Source organism: Nostoc sp. NOS(2021), assembly GCF_017115025.1.
Classification (GTDB): Bacteria; Cyanobacteriota; Cyanobacteriia; order Cyanobacteriales; family Nostocaceae; genus Nostoc.
The window spans coordinates 40,128-58,501 of record NZ_JABXKM010000293.1 but is presented as its reverse complement, the minus strand read 5'-3'; the positions used below and the strand labels follow the sequence as shown (position 1 = coordinate 58,501).

Genomic DNA, 18,374 nt, shown 5'->3' with positions numbered 1-18,374 from the left:
TGGCTGCACCTCGCACATACCATATATTATCAGTAGTGGTGCAGTGTTTGAGAATCGAGCGGGTGTCCGAGTCATCTGGGAAATTGCTGGCTAATGCTTGGATGGCTGCACGTCGCACATTTCCATCATCAGCAGTGGCACAGTGTTTGAGAATCGAGCGGGTGTCCGGGTCATCTTTGAAATTGCTGGCTAATGCTTTGATGGCTGCACCTTGCACATTTTCATTATTAGCAGTGGCGAGGTCTTTGAGAAACGAGCGGGTGTCCGGGTCATCTTTGAAATTGCTGACTAATGCTTTGATGGCTGCACGTCGCACATTTCCATCATCAGCAGTGACGCAGTTTTTGAGAAATGAGTGGGTGTCCGGGTCATCTTTGAAATTGCTGGCTAATGCTTGGATGGCTGCACTTCGCACATACTTTTGATTATCAGCAGTGGCGAGGTCTTTGAGAAACGAGCGGATGTCCGGGTCATCTTTGAAATTGCTGACTAATGCTTCGATGGCGGCACCTCGCACATACTTTTGATTATCAGCAGTGGCGCAGTCTTTGAGGCAGTCTAAGGTATCACGGTTATCTTTCCAAATTGCGGCGATTGTTAAAACTGCTTGAATGCGAACTTCCTGAACTAGCTTAGTTTCTTCTGCATTGTCATAGGTGTAATAATACCAGAGGTCATATTTAGTTAAGTCTTTTACCTTGCCAAATAATTTATTAGCCACTGACGCAATTACCGACCGATTTCTCACTTCTGCAAGACACTTAGCCGCTAAAAACAAGTTGAGAAATTTTTCCTCTTCGCCATCTTGCCCCATTAAGTAATCAAGAATTTCACCAACAAATTTCGCATCAATCATTCCGGCAATTAGCCGCAATACCTCATGCCAAGTTTCATCTTGCCAGTGTTTGCCAAAAACTTCAGTTTTGAGATCCTCAATTGAAATACTGCCTTCCTTCTCAAACTGCCAGACAAACTCCCAAGCACAGAAATATTCTAAAAATTTCCGATGCAGAAAGGCATTGCTTGCTATCCAGCCAATCAACCATTCCAGCATAATACTCACGCCTGCGAAGTGCTTGACTACGAGTATATACACTAGCTTGAGAAATCAGATTACTGGGTTTTTAGGGAGTGCTAATCTATGGCGCTTCTGGGTTGAGTTCAATACAGACCTAACCCCCTACCCCTTCCCTACAAGGGAAGGGGAGTAAGATCAAAGCCTCTCTCCTCAGAGGAGAGAGGTTTGGAGAGAGGTCAAAGTGTATTACATCCAAGCGAGAACCGCTATATTCATCCAAAACTTAAGATTATTTGGATTTATGACAAGCGATCGCACAAAAATATGCTTAACACCAACAATAAAATCCCCAGTCTCCATCTGAGTCTTCTAAGTTACAAGCGATCCCGACTGAAGATTTCTTTAGAATAATTAATATACTGTGCATTTAGGAGTAGTTTTATGGTTCTCCAAGTTAACCCCATCCAAAAAGAACCAACTGTTACTTGGGAAGCACTTCCAGCCGACTTCATTTTACCTGACGATCCAGTGGAAAATATTCAACAACCTGCGATCGCTGCTGCGCTTACCGATGCTTTGGGAAGCACAGGACGCATCCAACCCCAGATGTTGATTGGCTCTAATTTTGGACTTGTAGCCACAGTCAACAAAAAAATTGTCGTTAAAGCCCCTGATTGGTTTTACGTACCTCAAGTGCAGTCTGTAGCCGCAAATGTGGTTCGTCGCAGCTATACCCCGAATTTAGAAGGCGCTGCTGTGGCTGTAGTGATGGAATTTCTCTCAGACACAGAAGGGGGAGAACTATCAGTCCGCTCAACTCCACCATACGGTAAACTCTATTATTACGAAAAGATTCTCCAAGTTCCAACCTACGTAACCTACGACCCCTACGAACCAAGCATAGAACTAAGGTGCTTGCAAAATGGACAATATACTTTGCAGCAAGCAGACGCCAATGGACGCTTTTGGATTCCTGAGTTAGAGTTATTTCTCGGAATTTGGCAAGGTGAAAGATTATGTCAAACCATGAATTGGCTGCGCTGGTGGGATAGAGAAGGAAATTTGCTGTTGTGGAGCAGCGAACAAGCCCAACAAGAACGCCAACGCGCTGAACAAGAACACCAACGCGCTGAACAAGAACGCCAACGCGCTGAACAAGAACGCCAACGCGCTGAACAAGAACGCCAACGTGCTGATATATTAGCAGCTAAATTACGTGAGCTAGGTTTTGACCCTGATGCGACGCCGATAGCGTAGCGGTAGCGAGTCCGCGTTCGCTTTTAGCGTCTCGTAGAGAGCGTCATAGCCCGTCGTAGACATCGCATAACCTCAAGGGATGCTGGGAATAATAAATTTGGGACATCAGCACCAAAATTCCATGAAACAGCAAAAAAATCAGTTCAGCCATCTTACTGCGATCGAAAGAAGTTATCTATCATTTCCGGCACAGTTTTTATTAAATCAAAACTTGTTACAAGGCAAAATACTAGACTTTGGTTGTGGATTTGGTAATGATGTGAAAATATTGCGCCAAAAAGGTTGTGATATTACAGGTTATGACCCTTATTATTTTCCAGAATATCCTGATAATAAATTTGATACAATAATTTGCTTTTATGTTTTAAATGTTTTGTTTACTGAAGAACAAACTAATGTTCTTATGGAAGTATCACACTTATTAAAACCAGGAGGCAAAGCTTATTATGCTGTAAGAAGGGATATCAAAAAAGAAGGTTTTCGAGAACATTATGTTCATAAAAAACCTACCTATCAATGTATTGTCAAACTTCCATTTACTTCAGTTTGCTTAGATGAACATCGTGAATTATATGAGTATGTTCACTATAATCATCAGCGAAATTCATCTAATTATTGTATATTCTGTAATCCCAATAAAACTCTCAAACTATTAACTGAATCAGCAACTGCTTATGCTATTTTTGATGGCTATCCTATAAGTAAAGGACATACTCTGATTATTCCCAAACGTCATGTCAGCAGTTATTTTGAACTACCATTGAAAGAGCAATCTGCTTGCTGGTTTATGGTGAACAAAGTACAAGAAATTCTCAGAGCAGAATTTGAACCTGATGGCTTTAATATAGGAATGAATATCAATCGAGCCGCTGGTCAAAATATTATGCACGCCAGTATTCATATCATCCCTCGTTACAAAGGTGATACTGTTGGCGCTAAAAGTGGAATCAGGAACGTTATTCCTAAAAGGCAATAGTTTTTTTTACTGACAGCTTCCACTACCAAACTCGGATTTATAGCAAATACATAAATCTGAAAAACCCAGTTTTTTCGATCTTGTTGAAAATATTGCAAAATATTCAGTTAACCCAGATTATCTGGATCTATTCCCAGCGCTCTTAATTGTTCTGTCAATTGTTGTACCCGTTGTTCTGCAACTTCAGCGCGTTGTGTTTCTTGTTGAGCGCGTTGTGCTTCTTGTTGAGCGCGTTGTGTTTCTTGTTGAGCGCGTTGTGTTTCTTGTTGAGCGCGTTGTGCTTCTTGTTTTATTTGTTCTGCGGGCGTGAGATACCGTTGTCCTTGCTGATCATACCAATACATCCATTCCCGCGTTACGCCGCAATAATTTCCTCTTTCGCAACCAATTCCTAAGCCAATTTCTGTTAGCCAAACGGGGTTTCCCTGTTGCAATTCATATTTACCATTAACTAACTTATGTACTTCCAAATGCGGTTTGCGGCGGCGACGAGAGGAATAAATCACGTAATAAAGTACACCTAAAGCCTCATATTCATCCAATTTAGTAGTGTATTCCTTGCGATAATTTTGGGAAACTACTTCTAGCACGAAAATCGGTACAACATTTTCATCCCACAGCACATAACTGGGACGCAGTTCCTCATCATAAAACCGCTCTACCCCTAAGCTCAAAAACCCATCTGGCACAATGGGTGGTTTATCGGGGTGATAATAAATACCCATATCTATCGCAAACAACCAGTCCATGCGTTCTGCCCAAAGTATCAGCAGGATCGCCTTCAGCAAGCCTGGTATCAATTCTTGCAGTTCATTATCCACAGGCGTTTCATCAGAGTCTGGTAGTTCCTCGGCTGAGGGCAAGTACCTTGGTAAGTTGTACTCTAACATAGACTGGTTTCCCCAAAACTCAAAGGATATTTGGCTCTATTTGGCTCACCAGAATTATAGCGATTTCTGGGCTAGCGATGTCTACGAGACGCTGCGCGAACGCTAACGCTATCGGTGATGCACGTGCATTAACTATGTCATGAGCTTACTACTATATACTTAAGTACTCTACTTGCACAAATTGCCAGCTTTTAACTACATAAGCAATCTTAAATCTGCCGGAATCATGAGCAATAAAATTTATTTGATGCCTAAATTCTAACTGTCACAATCCGATTCTCTTGATGATGCAATGTTTTACTTTGACTAAGGGATACTACTTGTGGTATTGAGAAACAGTCAAGATTCGACAGATATAATAGTTACTAGCTCGTTTGGTGGTTGTGCAGAGTATTGCCTCAGCGAAAGTTGCAGCCCAGTCAAGAATGCAGGCGTTTCTACCCCACCAAGGAAGTTGCTTAAGCCGATAAAATTTTGGTAACTCTTAACTATTAATAAATATATAGGTGCTTAGTGCTATTCATGCTTTATATTTAGCGACAGGGTGGTACAAACAGCCACTCATGTTCAAATACTGAGGAGGCAGTACCCACCAGAAGCCACTCATGCTTCGATACCATCAGCACGCAGCGTAAGTAAAGGTTAAGTTGATATTCAAACGAATAATTTTTGCTGAATTGTGACAGATAAAGACTAAACTAAAAAGTCCTGTGCAGCAAAACCTGTAGCTTTAAATGAAGTAATCATGTCTAAGGTTCTTGTCTCTGATTCCATTGACCAAGCTGGAATTGACATTCTTTCGCAAGTTGCTACCGTCGATGTCAAACTAGGTCTAAAACCAGCAGAACTGATCGAAATTATTGGTGAGTATGACGCGCTGATGATTCGGTCTGGTACGCGCGTCACCCAAGAAATCATTGAAGCCGGCACTCAACTAAAAATCATCGGCCGTGCTGGTGTGGGTGTGGATAATGTGGATGTTCCTGCTGCCACACGCCGGGGAATTGTGGTAGTCAATTCTCCAGAGGGAAATACAATTGCCGCCGCCGAACATGCGCTAGCGATGATTTTGGCTTTGTCTCGCCACATCCCCGATGCTAACGCTTCGGTGAAACGCGGTGCGTGGGATCGCAATAGCTTTATCGGCGCGGAAGTCTACAAAAAAACTCTCGGCGTTGTCGGTTTGGGTAAAATTGGCTCCCATGTTGCCTCTGTAGCTAAGACAATGGGGATGAAACTCCTAGCTTATGACCCTTTTATTTCTACAGACCGAGCCGAACAACTTGGCTGTCAGTTAGTGGAGCTAGATTTACTCTTCCAGCAAGCAGATTATATTACGCTACACATCCCTAAAACCCCAGAAACCACCCACTTAATCAATGCCACAACCCTGGCAAAAATGAAACCCACAGCCCGGATTATCAACTGCGCTCGTGGTGGGATCATTGATGAAGTAGCTTTAGCAGCAGCTCTGAAAGCGGGTACAATAGGGGGCGCAGCCTTGGATGTGTTCGAGTCAGAACCACTGGGTGAATCTGAGTTGCGATCGCTAGGTAAGGAAGTTATCCTCACCCCCCATTTGGGAGCCTCCACTACGGAAGCTCAAGTGAATGTGGCCATTGATGTTGCCGAACAAATTCGGGATGTACTTTTAGGACTACCAGCACGTTCAGCCGTCAACATTCCCGGACTCGGCCCCGATGTGTTGGAAGAACTCAAACCCTACATGGAACTAGCAGAAACTCTAGGTAATCTGGTGGGACAACTAGCTGGCGGACGGGTGGAAACACTCACTGTTCGACTACAAGGCGAACTAGCAACCAACAAAAGTCAGCCTTTGGTTGTAGCTGCCCTGAAAGGATTACTTTACCAAGCTTTGCGGGAACGGGTAAATTACGTAAATGCCAGCATAGAAGCTAAAGAACGCGGAATTCGGGTGATTGAAACCCGCGATGCTTCCATTCGAGACTATGCCGGCACACTGCATCTAGAAGCTACGGGTACTTTAGGTACTCATTCTGTCACAGGCGCTTTGTTGGGTGAGCGGGAAATCCATCTAACTGACGTTGACGGTTTCCCGATTAACGTCCCACCCACTAAATATATGTTGTTTACCCTGCACCGCGATATGCCAGGGATTATCGGCAAACTTGGTTCCCTACTCGGCAGCTTTAATGTGAATATTGCCAGTATGCAAGTAGGTCGTAAAATCGTCCGTGGTGATGCGGTAATGGCTCTGAGTATAGATGACCCCTTACCTGAGGGCATTTTGGATGAGATTATAAAAGTCCCTGGTATTCGGGACGCGTATACGGTAACACTTTAATTTTGGATTTCGGATTTTGGATTTTGGATTGGTAATGGCTAATTGCTCATTGTTTTTCGCATTGGTCATTAACCATTACCAAGTCCCCAATCTAAAATCTAAAATCTAAAATCTAAAATTATATGGCAAACACCTGGTGGGAACTACAGATTTTATGTGAGCCAGACCTAGAAGATTCGATCTTTTGGCGACTGGAAGATTTTGGCTGTCGTGGTACAGCTAGTGAAAACAAAGGAAATTCATCTTTAGTAAGAGCTTACTTGCCGACAATTCAAACACAGCTACTAGATTTGGCAGCGCTGTCGCTGTGGCTGCGTCAAGATGCCCTCTGTGTAGGACTTTCATCTCCCTCCCTGCAATGGCAGTTAATTGATGAGGAAGATTGGGCGACTAGCTGGAAACAATATTGGCATCCGCAGGAAATAGGCGATCGCTTCCTCATCAACCCCGCTTGGCTACCATTACCAGAAACAACGGAACGGTTAGTGATTCGTCTAGACCCTGGTGTAGCATTTGGTACGGGCAACCATGCCACCACTCAGCTATGTTTGGAATCCCTGGAAATGCGGCTGAGTGGAGTTTCTCAGTCGTTTGTGGGTAATAGTGGCAAACATGAACATCTAGTAATTGCGGATATTGGCTGTGGTTCTGGTATCCTTTCCATTGGGGCGCTGCTACTGGGAGCCGAGAAAGTCTATGCAGTGGATACTGACCCTTTGGCGGTGCAATCAACTATCAGTAATGGTGCCCTGAACGACATTAGTCCAGAACGTTTACTACCTGCACTGGGAAGTGTAGACGTTTTGACGAAACTAGTTGAAAACCCAGTGGATGGTATCGTCTGCAATATTTTGGCTAATGTAATTATTGAATTGGTTCCAGAAATGAGTGCGATCGCTAAACCTGAAACTTGGGCTATCTTCAGTGGTATTTTACTGGAACAATCTAAAGCTGTTGCTGACGCTTTAGAAGAAAATGGTTGGGTCGTTGCTACCCTGTGGAAACGAAAAGAATGGTGTTGCTTGAATGTACGGCGTTCTTAACCCAGTAGATGCTAGTACACAATATAACATTAATTAAATTGGCTCGTGGTATAGCGGTTCCAGCCCGATTTTAAGGGCTAGAACCGCTTACTACAAACCTTTAATTATTCTCACGCCCATTTACTTATTAGACTTAAGTATCAATAATCAAGTAATGCTTAAGTGACAATTTATTTCCATATTTCACAGATGATCGCACCCGCGTCTTATACCAATTCTATGTGAGGCTGCGCTTTATTCACGTAGGGGCAATTCATGAATTGCCCCTACAGCGCGGTTTTGGGTAAGTTCTATAGGCGCATCTTCAAAAAAAAATGGTATTACATCACTAAATACAGAGAATTACTATGTAATCCGAGAAACCGAGAGTTAATTCGGTAAGCATCTTTGTTTTTAGTATTTTTAGTCGTCTAGCCACCTAAAGATTGACTTTATAAATGGTCTCTGATTTTATTTTGATCATGGCATTTATTAAGCTATTAAGCATACTAAATCTCCACTATTTTACGACAACCCAACAGCTATTTTCTTCTGGCTGTAATATAGTCTGCGATCGCCATTAGAGGTTGTGCCTGATCTCCAAAATCAACAAGTTCAGCTTTCGCTAAGTCAACTAATTCTTGGCTCTTGCGTTTTGATTCCTCAATACCCCATAAACTGGGATATGTCACTTTCTGTGCCTTTTGGTCTTTGCCTGGAGTTTTACCGAGTTCTTCTTGTGTGCCAATTACATCCAAAACATCATCAATAATTTGAAAAGCTAGACCAATGTATGAAGCATAGCGAGAAAGCTTTTGCAGCACTTCGTTGTCAGCGCCCGCCAGTATTGCACCTGAGAGAACGGAAATTTCTAACAAAGCTCCTGTTTTGTGGGAATGAATAAAGTTAAGGGTTTCTATATTAATATTCTGTAATCCTTCAGATTGCAGATCGACAACTTGACCACCGACTAAACCCGTTGCGGCGATCGCATGAGCCAACTTGGAAATCACTTGCACTAATCGGGAAGCCGGAACTCCTTTAGTTTGAACCGCAATAAACTCAAAGGCATAGGCTAAAAGTGCATCCCCTGCAAGAATAGCGATTGGTTCACCATAAACCTTATGATTGGTTAATTTTCCGCGTCGATAGTCATCGTTATCCATTGCAGGTAAGTCATCATGGATCAGAGAAAAGGTATGAACCATTTCCAGGGCACAGGCAGTGGGCATTGCCATATCTACTGTGCCTCCTGCAAACTCACAGCTAGCTAGACATAGAATTGGGCGCAGGCGTTTTCCCCCAGCCAATAGAGAATACCGCATAGACTCATAGAGTATTTCTGGATAGACAACAGTAATTGAACGTTCAAGCGTTGCTTCAACAAGGTTGCGCCGTTGTGATAGATAGGCTTTTAAATCAAATCTTATAATTTGAGTATTCAGCATCAATAATTCTCCTCAATACTTTTTTCAGTCAGTGGTTGTGACGAAAGACTTTCTCATTTGACGCTGACCTTTGTATACAGTAGACCTCTTGCAAAAGTCAAAAAATCATCAATGTCATTCTGAGCCAAACGTAGTGGAGAGAAGAATCTCACAGATGTTTGGCTCCGCTCAACATGACAATTTAAGCATTTATGCAAGAGGTCTAGTGACTTACTATTTGTCATCAGTGATATATTACTGTCTTCAAGCTTATTTCAAGGACAGCAATTTGTCACGACGGCATTAATTAGTCACTGTACACTTGCCTCAGCGCCCGATTTCGACGTCTTCGAGGATACCGAGTGCGTCGGGGACGAGGACGGCTGCCGAGTAGTAGGCTGTGACGAGGTAAGAAATGATTGCCTTTTCGCTTATACCCATGAATCGGACGGACAAGCTCGGTTGGTATTCGTCCGGGATACCAGTTTGGTGTAGGCCAATTACGCCTTGGTCTTCTTCACCGGTACGGAGTACCAGAATGGAGCTGGTCTGGGTATCAGTGATGGGGATCTTGTTGCAGGGAAAGATCGGTACACCGCGCCAAGCAAGTACCATGCTGCCATCCAGATCGATGTTTTGTGGATAGATGCCGAGGCGGTTACACTCTCGACCGAAGGCGGCAATGGTGCGGGGGTGAGCCAGGAAGAACTTCGACTTCCTGCGTCGACTGAGCAGTTCGTCGAGGTCGTCGGGGGTGGGTGATCCGTTGCGGGTGTAGATACGCTGTTTGAGGTCGGCGTTGTGCAGCAACCCGAATTCACGGTTGTTAATCAATTCGTGTTCTTGACGTTCCCGTAATGCCTCAATGGTCAGCCGCAGTTGTTGTTCGGTCTGGTTCATCGGTTGGTTGTACAGATCCGCTACCCGAGTACGCACCCGCAACACCGTTTGGGCGACGCTCAACTCATATTCCCGAGGTGAGAGTTCGTAATCTACGAAGGTTCCTGGCAACTCAGGCTCCCCAACATGCCCTGAAGTCACCTCAATAGAAGCTTCCCCGTACTCGTTCTGTGCTCCTTCTGGGCGGGTTCTGAAGCGATCAACATGAGCCTGCAACGCCTGTGACTGGTTGAGCAACTCCCGAAACGCCTGTTGTGGTAGTGTCAATATCGTGCAGCGGGTGATCGCCTGGACTGTGAAATCCCAATTGCTCTGGGACTCTTCCAACACCTGACCACCAAAATAGTCGCCGTCAGCTAACACACCCAATATGGTCTGCTCATCATACTTGCCAACGCCAATCTTGTTCACCTTGCCATGAGCAATCAGGAAAAGCTGATTGGCTGGCTGACCTGACTCTACGATCACCTGACCGGGTGCGAACTCCTGCTGAACAAACCGACCCGCCAACGCGCTCAAGACTTCAACCTCGTCAAACCCTCGCAGTAATGGCAACTCACCAAGTTCCTGGGGAATCACCTGCACCTCGGCTCCGGTGTTGGAGAAACTTAACCGCCCATCACCCACTGCATAGCTCAACCGTCGGTTCACTCGATAGGTGCCACCTTTCGTCTCCACCCACGGTAACATCTTCAACAACCACCGAGAGGTAATGCCCTGCATCTGCGGTGCAGATTTGGTCGTTGTCGCCAAATTGCGTGCAGCTGCGGTACTCAAACTCAGTTGAGGTTGTCCACTCTCAACATCCAAATTCGATTCAATAGAATCCGTCATAACCTAACCCTCCACTCTCTAGTTACTAAAAAAAGTGCCCGATCCAATAGGTAAGAAGTTAAGGTTATAACGCTTTTGTCAACAAGTAATGTTGCTTAAAAATATTCCTAAAACCGTGGGAACGAGCCTCATTAAAGCTGATTTTAATACTGGATTTTAAGCGTAATTTCTCATTGACAAAAGCCATTTTGCCCTAATCTTTGACGAATACTTAGCGCCCGATTTCGACATCTTCGAGGATGCCGAGTGCGTCAGGGACTAGGACAGCTGCGGAGTAGTAGGCGGTGACGAGGTAAGAGATAATGGCCTTTTCGCTTATGCCCATAAATCGGACAGACAAACTAGGTTGGTATTCGTCGGGGATACCAGTTTGGTGTAGGCCGATCACCCCTTGTTTTTCCACACCAGTGCGGAGCAAGAGGATAGAACTGGTGCGAGTATTGCTAATGGGGATCTTGTTGCAGGGAAAGATGGGTATACCACGCCAAGCAGGCACCATGTGGCCGCCCAGGTCGATGCTTTGTGGATAGATGCCAAGACGGTTGCACTCCCGAGCGAAGGCGGCAATGCTGCGGGGGTGAGCTAGGAAGAATCCCGGCTCCTTCCATACCGTGGCCAGCAGTTCATCGAAGTCGTCGGGGGTAGGTGGTCCGCTGCGGGTGTAGATGCGCTGTTTGAGGTCGGCGTTGTGCAGCAACCCGAATTGACTGTTGTTGATCAATTCGTGTTCTTGACGTTCTCGCAATGCCTCAATAGTCAGCCGCAGTTGTTGTTCGGTCTGGTTCATCGGTTCGTTGTACAGATCCGCTACCCGAGTACGCACCCGCAACACCGTTTGGGCGACGCTCAACTCATATTCCCGAGGTGAGAGTTCGTAATCTACGAAGGTTCCTGGCAACTCAGGCTCCCCAACATGCCCTGAAGTCACCTCAATAGAAGCTTCCCCGTACTCGTTCTGTGCTCCTTCTGGGCGGGTTCTGAAGCGATCAACATGAGCCTGCAACGCCTGTGACTGGTTGAGCAACTCCCGAAACGCCTGTTGTGGTAGTGTCAATATCGTGCAGCGGGTGATCGCCTGGACTGTGAAATCCCAATTGCTCTGGGACTCTTCCAACACCTGACCACCAAAATAGTCGCCGTCAGCTAACACACCCAATATGGTCTGCTCATCATACTTGCCAACGCCAATCTTGTTCACCTTGCCATGAGCAATCAGGAAAAGCTGATTGGCTGGCTGACCTGACTCTACGATCACCTGACCGGGTGCGAACTCCTGCTGAACAAACCGACCCGCCAACGCGCTCAAGACTTCAACCTCGTCAAACCCTCGCAGTAATGGCAACTCACCAAGTTCCTGGGGAATCACCTGCACCTCGGCTCCGGTGTTGGAGAAACTGAACCGCCCATCACCCACCGCATAGCTCAACCGTCGGTTCACTCGATAGGTGCCACCTTTTGTCTCCACCCACGGTAACAGCTTCAACAACCACCGCGAGGTAATGCCCTGCATCTGCGGCACAGATTTAGTCGTTGTCGCCAAGTTACGCGCCGCTGCGGTACTCAAACTCAGTTGAGGTTGTCCACTCTCAACATCCAAATTCGACTCGATAGATTCAGTCACAACCTAACCCTCCATTCTATAGTTACTAACAGTTACTAACAAAAAGACCCGACCTCACTTGATCGAATACTGACTTTAGGGACTCACATCATCAAAATCTATTCAGCGACAAAAGGAACTGAACCTCATCGACCGAATACTGACCTTGGACTCCCTGCACCGGCCAACGAACCGATACGCGCAGCCGAGGTGCCTAACCCTGTGGGGCCGCCGAACAGCCGCCCTGCTGCCGAATTATTACGCAATTCAAATTCCTTATAGCGGTCCACCGCTATATGCCACTTGAGCACGCCGCACATCCACTGCTGTAGTTTCTCGACGTATCCGTGCAGTTTCTCGCGGGCACTTGCGTCCAGGTCGAAATCGTCGAAAAGGGCAGGCAGTTCGGTGGCGACGATGTGTTCAAACTGGCGCATCCGAGAGGTCATCAGGTCGTTGACGACCTCGACGGCCTGCGGCAGATCGCAGTTGAGGAATTGCTGAACGACCAGCACGCCGTTATTGAGTTCGCCCTCGAATTCTATTTCTTTCTGGTAGGAGAAGATGTCGTTGGTTAAACAGGCGAAGTCGGCGGCCGAATTGTCCAGTCCGCGCATCGGTCGGGTGCGGTATATCTTCGGCGGAATCTCATCGCCCTGAGCTAGTCGGGACAGGCTCATTGTGAGATCCGAGCCAAACGTCTTACGGCGCATCTCAACATAGTCTACCGGGTCTGGAATCCGATTTTGGATCTGGTTGGCGAGCTCCCACAACCAGCTTTCGGTCATGTCCTCGACAGCACGGCGGAACTGACGCCGCGCGTTTGCAGACATGGGGGCAGCTGTGCGAGACCACAGGTCAGCCAAGCCGCGTTCCACCGGGTTAGTTGGTAACGGGATGGGGGTGGAGTCGAGAGGCATAAACGCCGACAGTCGGGCGTTGAACACTTTCGCACCAGCCATATCGCGGGTGTGCCCGTAGAGCGCCGGGAAGTAATCGTCGGCATAGGTTCCCCAGACAAGCCAGCCCGCCGTCAGATTAAGCTCAGTACCGGACGCATTTGGATGGATCAACGCACCGCATAAGGCCACGTCGGCAACATCGAACTTATGGTCATCCCAGATCACGGCATTCCTGATGCCAGGTAGTGAGTCCAGCATCCCCATCTGACGCGCCCATTCCTTGGAATGCTGCCGCGCGGCATCCAGATGGCGATTCAAACCTGTAGAGAACGGCATGTAAAACTTCGGCAGTGTTACTGGCCCCACAGCCTGGTATGGAACATGAGTGAAGCTCTTGAACCTTCTTAAACCAAAGGCGGCGTGTAACGCTCCAATACGCGCAGCCGATGTGCCCAGCCCTGTAGGTCCGCCCAGAAGTAACGTGGGTGTCGAAGAATTGTCCCCTCCCTTGTTCATGTAGCGGCTCGATCGCATGTGCCACTCGTGACCGCCCGACTGCCAATCCTGAAGTCCTTTGATGTATAACAGAACGTTCACGCGAGCCACTGGGTCCAGTCCGTACTCCTCGAAAAGGGGGAGCAGCTCGGTGATGGCGGTGTTATCGAACTGCTGTAGCCGCGAAGTCAGCAGTTCATTGGTGAGGTTGGCTGCCTCCTGCGTACCCACATTCAGGAATCGCTCAAAGACCAATACGCAGTTGGCATTTTCGCCTTCATCCTCTACTTCTCTCTGGTAGGAGAACAGGTCGTTGCGTAGATGCACCCCATCGGCAAATGTGTCTTTCAGTACACGCATCGGCCGAGTTGTGGCGATTTCAGCCGGGATCTCTACAAACACGGCGTGCTCGATGAGATCCGCTGACCAGGGGGCGCCGCCAACCTTGCGGCGCATCTCGATGTACTCGATGGGGTTGGCGACTCGATCCTGGCTGATATTGGAGAGTTCCCACAGAGACTCTTCCAGGAGGTTCTTGGTACTCTCGGAGAACCGGAGTCGCCAGTCCGCAGACTTGGTGAACGCGGTGCGAGACCATAGGTCGGACAAGCCGCGCTCTACTGGGTTGGTGGAAACGGGGGGGGTGTCGGTGGGGTACACCGGCATAAACGCTGGTAGTCGGTCGAGGTACTCCTTTGCCCCAGCCATGTCTCGGCTACGCTTATAAGTCTCAAGGAAGTGATCGTCGAAGAAAAACACCCAAACATACCAGTCGGTCACGAGGTCAAGCTCTGTCCCTGGCGCATCTGGATGGGTATACGAGCAAAGCAAGGCGTAGTCGTGGGCATCGAACGTGCGCTCGTCCCAGATAGCCGAGCTTTGCGCTTCCTTTTCTGAGCCAAGTATCCCTATCTGGTAGGCCCACGCCTTGGAATGCACTCGCGCCGCTTCCAGGTTTGGGTTCAGCCGCGCGGGCCAAGGCATATAAAAATCTGGCAGTTCAAAGGGTTGCATGATCTGCGCTAAACCTCCTGTGGGGTCATCTTGCTGTCTTTATTTCGTGGCTGATCTCAGCACCTTTGCGCTTCAAGAGTATCCTCCCTCGCCAACCGGGCTAGGTTTCCACATCTGGTTTGCTCGTGGTGGCTCGTGTCAAGGCGATAATACAAGATGCTCCTACTCCAAATAACGAGCTATGTACGTTTTATTTGAAGTTCCCTATACCCAAAGATCGGGCATTTGAAAAAGCTGTTTAAGTCATTACTAATTTCCGATGCTGGCAGATGAATTTTTAGCGATTTATTATGGTGCTCTCATAATTTTTCATAGTTGTAGAAAAAAAGCAATACGTAGACTAAAGCAGTTAAATAAACAGTCGAATAATTAATTGAAGAATTAGAGGACAGTTAAGACAGTTAAGCAGATAGTTAAATCAAAAATTGAAGAATTAGAAGACAGTTAAGACAGTTAAGCGGATAGTTAAAAGATTTAAGACAGTTATTAAACAATAATTACTAATTGTTAATTTTTTGCAACTAATGTCGATTAACAGGGAATTTGTTGTCATTAAGGGGTATAGTATTTCAGTCGCCTCAACGTAGACACTAGGCGTTGGAAGGGCAAGGCGAGTGGGAACTTTGGCACACTTGGCTTTGGAACAGGATATCCGCGACTTAGAAACACTAGCAGGATTTGACGTTAGTTTGCCAAAAGAATATGTAAATGAGGCTTTGCAGCTAGCACAGCGATTTGATCAGGTGGCAGAACTGTACTATCGGCTGATTATAGTTCCATGCGATGTCTGCGGCGGGCAAAGCGATCGCACTCAAAAAATTAACTTTCAGCAAATTGTCGATTCTAGTAATAATAGATACATAAAAATAAACTGAGAATTGAGTTGAGAGTTACTAGAGTTGACACAACGGCAGCCTTCTTTAAAAGCAGAAGAGTGATTAAAAAAATAATTGGGAATCCTGATAATATGGAAAAAACACTGAGTAGCCGTGTGCGCTGAAAGATGCAAGCACGGTTCCGAATGGGAGGGGTTGAGCAGTAATGCTCACCTCGACCCTACCGAAAGGCTGTTGTCAATGAAGCCGGAAGCCTACACTCTAGCTTTGCGGGGGTGTAGGTAGTTCACATCCATCTACTTAATTCTAGCTACTTGCCGAAAAACTCCCGTAATTTTTTCTCTGTAGACTAATAAATTTTCCGGTGTATATAGATGCTAGTTTTGGCAAAAATATCCACGAAAACTTCATATAAATAACAAGATATCGACATATGTCTTTGTCATATTTAATTCATAGATTCACTGAAGAAATAGAATGAATAAAATCACATGAACAAGTTTGCTAAAGGTTTAGTTTTAGCTCTAGTAATTGCTACTCCAATAGCTATTGCTGCACCAATCTTTCAAGCTACACCGGCTTCAGCTGCTATTAGACATCATAGACATCATCACAAAAGAATACATCGACATTACGTTAACAAACATCATCAATAATCTCCTGCTGTCAAACACAGCATATTTAATAATGACTTACTCTTACTAGTAATAATTAGTAGTAGCTCGGCAAAAAAAATTATACTTTATTTATCTGCAAAATAAGTAAAGCTGTGTAACCTCGCTGTTGTCCTCAGTCATCAGTGGGGTTTTTCAATATTTGCTTTTATTAATTTGCTCAAAAGGGCGCGCTCGCCTAAAAAGATTTGATATGAAATCAAAACAAAAAAACTGGTTTTACTATACCTCTTATGCCAAATAGTGTTCAAGTGCCAATTTTTGGGTAGCTTTATTCAGATTTCTATGAGTGGTATCAGTTTTCACAATTTGCTGAAATCACATTTCTTTCAACAAACTAATACCATTTCTTTGTGAGGCTGCGCCAAACCCTTTTAACTTCTTTCTTCCTTTGCGTCCTTCTCTTCGAGACACTTCGTGAACGCGTCCTTCGCGGTTCGTTTTTCTTTCTTGTACTTAAATATGCTTTAGCGCATCTTCATACAGAATTGGTATAAGGGAAGATTTTAATACAGAAAGTGAGGTTCTACGTGAAAAAGATGCTGCATCTACGCCCGCCGCAGGCATCGCTAGCATTCTTTAGCTTTTCAACTTGCTCTAAGGAGCGCGATCGCGTCAAAATAAGAGTTAAGACGCTGTAACCTAACTTAACAATGACCCTAATGCAGCTTGAACAATCTCTTTCCCCCCAACCAACACCGCCAAATGAGCGGGGATATGAATATGATTTGGTAATTGTCGGCGGTGGGATTATTGGGTTAACTCTAGCCTCTGCTTTAAAAGATTCTGGCTTGAGTGTCTTGCTGATTGAGGCAACATTTGTATCAGCGGCGGTAGCTAAGGGACAAGCCTATGCAGTTCACATGCTTTCGTCGCTAATTTATCAAGGAATTGGAGTTTGGGACAAAATGTTGCCTCAAATCGCCAAATATTGTCGGGTTCATCTTTCTGATGCCGATTCTCCCCATGTGGTGGAATTTGCCACAGATGATCTAGGTACAGCAGAGTTGGGTTATGTGGCGGAACACCAAGCGCTGTTGCAGCCTTTGCAGGAGTTTGTCCAAAATTGTCCAAATGTGACTTATCTGTGTCCGGCGGAAGTGGTAAATACGCAATATCAGAAGGATATAGTAGCGATAGAGATTAAAATTGGCGATCAGTTACGGACAGTCAAAAGCAAATTACTGATAGCAGCAGATGGGGCGCGATCGCCGATTCGTCAAGCTGCTGGGATCAAAACTCTGGGCTGGAAATATTGGCAGTCTTGCATAGTTGCATTTGTCAAACCCGAAAAACCGCACAACAACACCGCTTACGAAAGATTTTGGTCTAGCGGGCCCTTTGCGATTTTACCTTTACCGGGGAACCGTTGCCGCATTGTCTGGACAGCCCCCCACGAAGAAGCGAAAGCTTTATGTGCTTTAGATGACGAGCAATTTTTAAGAGAATTAACCCGTCGCTATGGTGATCAAATGGGGAAATTGGAATTACTGGGCGATCGCTTTGTATTTCAGGTACAACTCATGCAAAGCGATCGCTATGTTCTCCCGCGACTGGCATTAATTGGTGATGCGGCGCACAATTGCCATCCTGTCGGCGGACAAGGTTTAAATCTGGGTATTCGGGATGCAGCCGCTTTGGCGCAAGTAATTCAAGCAGCGCACCAAGCGGGTAAAGATATTGGCGACATTCAGATTCTTAAAGGTTATGAACGCTGGCGCAAGCTGGAAAACCTGACGATTTTAGGTTTCACCGATTTGTTAGATCGGATGTTTTCTAATAATTTCTTACCTGTGGTGGTGGTGCGTCGCCTGGGTTTATGGCTTTTGCAGCGAGTACCTGTATTAAAGGTGTTTATGCTGAAGTTGATGATCGGTTTGAAGGGGCGGACTCCAGAATTAGCAAAACGATAAACGCTACACGATACCAGCTTGAAAAATCTGATTTGGGGTGAGATTCAATTCGGGAAAAGTTTGGGAAACAATGCGTAGTTTACCGCCGCAGGCATCGCTGCCAGGGTATAAATCATCGTAGTTTTCAGATATTTGTGTCCGAGTAATTTCTGTATAGTGCGGATGTCATAGCCATTTTGCAGTAAATGGGTGGCGAAACTATGACCAAAGGTATGACAACCCACCTTTTTTTGAATACCAGCTTGACGAACCGCTTGTTTTAATGCTTTTTGTAAATTACTTTCATGGCT

Annotated in this window: 12 protein-coding genes and 1 pseudogene; 6 read left to right on the top strand and 7 right to left on the bottom strand. The window is 45.8% G+C overall.

What is annotated here, in order from left to right; all coding sequences use genetic code 11:
* The coding region (locus tag HWQ41_RS28875; RefSeq protein WP_292770697.1) for a HEAT repeat domain-containing protein at positions 1-1,096 on the bottom strand (1,096 nt) is incomplete at its 3' end.
* Positions 1,097-1,459: 363 nt separating this feature from the next.
* On the opposite strand from HWQ41_RS28875, the gene HWQ41_RS28870 reads away from it, so the two are divergent.
* A complete protein-coding gene (locus HWQ41_RS28870; protein WP_292770695.1) occupies positions 1,460-2,275 on the top strand; it encodes a Uma2 family endonuclease in 816 nt (271 codons plus the stop codon).
* 121 nt (positions 2,276-2,396) lie between these two features.
* Positions 2,397-3,251, top strand: a complete 855-nt coding sequence (locus HWQ41_RS28865; RefSeq protein ID WP_292770693.1) for an HIT family protein — start codon at positions 2,397-2,399, stop codon at positions 3,249-3,251.
* Positions 3,252-3,358: 107 nt separating this feature from the next.
* On the opposite strand, the gene HWQ41_RS28860 is transcribed toward HWQ41_RS28865, so the two are convergent.
* Positions 3,359-4,141: a Uma2 family endonuclease gene (locus tag HWQ41_RS28860; protein WP_292770691.1), complete on the bottom strand. Its 783-nt coding sequence runs from the start codon at positions 4,139-4,141 to the stop codon at positions 3,359-3,361.
* Between the two features lie 745 nt (positions 4,142-4,886).
* Here HWQ41_RS28860 and serA point away from each other — a divergent pair.
* Together serA and prmA are read left to right on the top strand one after the other, a co-directional pair.
* Positions 4,887-6,467 carry a phosphoglycerate dehydrogenase gene (serA, locus tag HWQ41_RS28855; RefSeq protein ID WP_292770689.1) on the top strand — a complete coding sequence of 527 codons (1,581 nt, stop codon included), beginning with the start codon at positions 4,887-4,889 and terminating at the stop codon, positions 6,465-6,467.
* 122 nt (positions 6,468-6,589) lie between these two features.
* Positions 6,590-7,510 carry a 50S ribosomal protein L11 methyltransferase gene (gene prmA, locus HWQ41_RS28850; RefSeq protein ID WP_292770687.1) on the top strand — a complete coding sequence of 307 codons (921 nt, stop codon included), beginning with the start codon at positions 6,590-6,592 and terminating at the stop codon, positions 7,508-7,510.
* Positions 7,511-8,031: 521 nt separating this feature from the next.
* Here prmA and crtE read toward each other — a convergent pair.
* The 4 genes from crtE to HWQ41_RS28830 form a co-directional block, all read right to left on the bottom strand.
* Positions 8,032-8,937, bottom strand: a complete 906-nt coding sequence (gene crtE / locus HWQ41_RS28845; protein ID WP_292770685.1) for a geranylgeranyl diphosphate synthase CrtE — start codon at positions 8,935-8,937, stop codon at positions 8,032-8,034.
* Between the two features lie 306 nt (positions 8,938-9,243).
* On the bottom strand, positions 9,244-10,650 hold the full coding sequence (locus HWQ41_RS28840) for a family 2B encapsulin nanocompartment shell protein (RefSeq protein ID WP_292770683.1): 1,407 nt from the start codon (positions 10,648-10,650) through the stop codon (positions 9,244-9,246).
* A gap of 211 nt (positions 10,651-10,861) precedes the next feature.
* On the bottom strand, positions 10,862-12,271 hold the full coding sequence (locus HWQ41_RS28835) for a family 2B encapsulin nanocompartment shell protein (protein WP_292770681.1): 1,410 nt from the start codon (positions 12,269-12,271) through the stop codon (positions 10,862-10,864).
* Positions 12,272-12,396: 125 nt separating this feature from the next.
* Positions 12,397-14,661, bottom strand: coding sequence for a family 2 encapsulin nanocompartment cargo protein terpene cyclase (locus tag HWQ41_RS28830; protein ID WP_292770680.1), 2,265 nt, complete (start codon positions 14,659-14,661; stop codon positions 12,397-12,399).
* A 614-nt stretch (positions 14,662-15,275) separates the two neighbouring features.
* Here HWQ41_RS28830 and HWQ41_RS28825 point away from each other — a divergent pair.
* Both HWQ41_RS28825 and HWQ41_RS28820 read left to right on the top strand, forming a co-directional pair.
* Positions 15,276-15,536 (top strand): hypothetical protein, encoded by a 261-nt coding sequence (locus HWQ41_RS28825; protein WP_292770679.1) that lies wholly within the window; start codon positions 15,276-15,278, stop codon positions 15,534-15,536.
* Between the two features lie 1,288 nt (positions 15,537-16,824).
* Entirely contained in the window at positions 16,825-18,084 is a 1,260-nt protein-coding gene (locus HWQ41_RS28820) for an FAD-dependent hydroxylase (RefSeq protein WP_292770677.1), read from the top strand.
* A 104-nt stretch (positions 18,085-18,188) separates the two neighbouring features.
* Here HWQ41_RS28820 and HWQ41_RS28815 read toward each other — a convergent pair.
* A pseudogene (locus HWQ41_RS28815) lies at positions 18,189-18,356 on the bottom strand (tyrosine-type recombinase/integrase); the annotation flags it as partial.
* Between the last annotated feature and the right edge of the window lie 18 nt (positions 18,357-18,374).